Source organism: Candidatus Magnetaquicoccus inordinatus, assembly GCF_004217665.1.
In the GTDB taxonomy this organism is placed as follows: domain Bacteria; phylum Pseudomonadota; class Magnetococcia; order Magnetococcales; family Magnetaquicoccaceae; genus Magnetaquicoccus; species Magnetaquicoccus inordinatus.
In genome coordinates this window covers 1-2,072 of sequence record NZ_RXIU01000366.1, presented here as the reverse complement: position 1 = coordinate 2,072, position 2,072 = coordinate 1, and the positions used below count along the sequence as shown (strand labels likewise).

Annotated in this window: 2 protein-coding genes and 1 pseudogene; all 3 read left to right on the top strand. The window is 50.3% G+C overall.

Translation table 11 applies throughout. The annotated features are described in order from the left end of the window. Window positions 1-415, top strand: a pseudogene (locus tag EJP87_RS15680) (type I restriction endonuclease subunit M); the annotation flags it as partial. After that, the gene (locus tag EJP87_RS15675) at window positions 406-1,419 is read left to right on the top strand and encodes a PDDEXK nuclease domain-containing protein (RefSeq protein WP_130472789.1); all 1,014 of its coding nucleotides are present in this window, start codon (window positions 406-408) and stop codon (window positions 1,417-1,419) included. The pseudogene EJP87_RS15680 and the gene EJP87_RS15675, both read left to right, overlap by 10 nt. Beyond that, window positions 1,416-2,072, top strand: a 657-nt coding sequence (locus EJP87_RS15670; RefSeq protein ID WP_130472788.1) for a restriction endonuclease subunit S, incomplete at its 3' end; no start/stop codon positions are given. The genes EJP87_RS15675 and EJP87_RS15670, both read left to right, overlap by 4 nt.

The following is a 2,072-nucleotide window of genomic DNA, read 5'->3' as shown; positions in this document are numbered from 1 at the left end:
GGGTAAACTGACCGCAAAGAGCGTGAAGGACCGCCACAAAGCCATCCTGAGAGACCGGGAAGCAGCGGAAGAACGTAAACTCCTGGAAGCGTATCTGGGCTTGATGGAGAAGGAATCCGCTGCCACACGCAAGGTAAGGGAGGCACAGAAGGCGCTTGAACTGAAAGTCACCGAAAAATACACCCAATTGACCGAAGCTGAGGTCAAGAGTCTGGTAGTGGAGGATAAATGGCTGGCGACATTGGCCGCACGGGTCCAAAGTGAACTGGACCGGGTGAGTCAGGCACTCACCGGTCGCATCCGTCAGTTGACTGAACGTTATGCTACACCACTGCCCAAACTGGCTGATGAGGTAGAGAGTCTGTCTGCTCGTGTGGATGAACATCTGGCGAAAATGGGGTTTGTATGGAACTGACCGTCGGTGATGGTTACCATGATCTGTTGGAACAGATTTCCCGCACCTATACCGGGGGCCGTGTCCAGGCCGTACAAGCCGTCAACGCCCACATGACGGAAACCTATTGGCAGGTGGGTCGGCACATCGTTGAGTTTGAACAAGGAGGCAACGTCAGAGCCGAATATGGCAAGGCACTGCTCGCCCATCTGGCCAAAGACCTTGGCCTGCGCCACGGAAAAGGATTCAGTCACAGCAATTTGGTGTACATGCGGTTGTTGTACCTGCGTTATCCAATAAGTCAGAAGCCTTCTCACCAATTGAGCTGGTCGCATTATGTGGAGCTGCTTAAATTGGACGACGATCTGGAACGCAGCTTCTACGAAAAGCAATCCATCGCCGAACATTGGTCTGTGCCAGAACTCAAAAGGCAGAAAGCGAGTTCGCTTTTTCTGCGCCTGACCGCCAGCAAGGACAAGGCGGGCATTCTGCAACTTGCGGCACAGGGGCAAATCGTCGAGCAACCCGCTGACCTGCTGCGCGAGCCATATGTCTTTGAGTTTCTGAAAATTCCTGAGCCTTGGCAAGTATCGGAAATCCAGCTCGAAACGCTGCTCTGCAACCATTTGCAGCAATTCCTGTTGGAACTGGGCAAGGGGTTTACCTTTGTCGGACGGCAATACCGTGTCACGATCAACAACACCCATTACAAGATAGACTTGGTTTTTTATCATCGCATCTTGCGTTGTTTCGTATTGGTTGATCTGAAGGTAGACGATGTGCAGCACCACGACATTGGCCAGATGAACATGTATCTGGGTTATTTTGCCAACGAGGAAAAGGTCGAAGGAGACAACCCGCCCATCGGCATCATCCTCAGTCGGAACAAGGATGAATTGCTGGTGAAATATGCCACATACCAGATGAACAGCCAGCTTTTTGTGCAAAAATATCAGCTCTATCTGCCTGAACGAGAAGAGTTGCGACGAGAACTGGAACGCACCTTGCGCGAAATAGAGGCATGAATATGGAAACAAGACCGGGGTACAAGCAGACTGAGGTGGGGGTTATACCGGAGGAGTGGGATGTTAAATCCTTAGCATCGCTATCTGAGAAAATCATGGTTGGCATCGCGAGTGCGGCTACACATGCTTACAGAGACAAGGGCATTGCACTCCTAAGAAATCAGAACATAAAGTCTGGTTGTCTGGATGATGCAGACGTTCTTTATGTTGACCCAGCATACGAATATCCATTCAAGAACAAACGACTTAAACAAGGTGATTTATTAACTGCAAGAACAGGCTATCCTGGAACGACGTGTATTGTACCTAAAAAATATGATTCAGCCCAGAGTTTCACTACTCTGATAACCAGGCCTTATAGAGACATCATTGACAGTTTTTTTCTTTGCTTCTACATAAACTCAGAGCATGGTCAAGGATTCTTTGAACAAAGTCAAATTGGTGGAGCGCAGAAGAATGTAAACGCTGGCTCCCTTCAGCAAATGCCCATTCCTGTTCCTCCCCCCCCCGAACAACGCGCCATCGCCACCGCCCTGTCGGATGTGGATGCACTGATTACCAAGCTGGACCAACTCATCGCCAAAAAACGTGACCTCAAACAGGCCGCCATGCAGCAACTGCTCACCGGGAAGACTCGGCTACCGGGGTTTGAG

What these genes read in the sequence shown, in the direction of transcription:
- EJP87_RS15675 (WP_130472789.1), top strand. Translation starts at nt 406, where the DNA reads ATGGAACTGACCGTCGGTGATGGTTACCATGATCTGTTGGAACAGATT.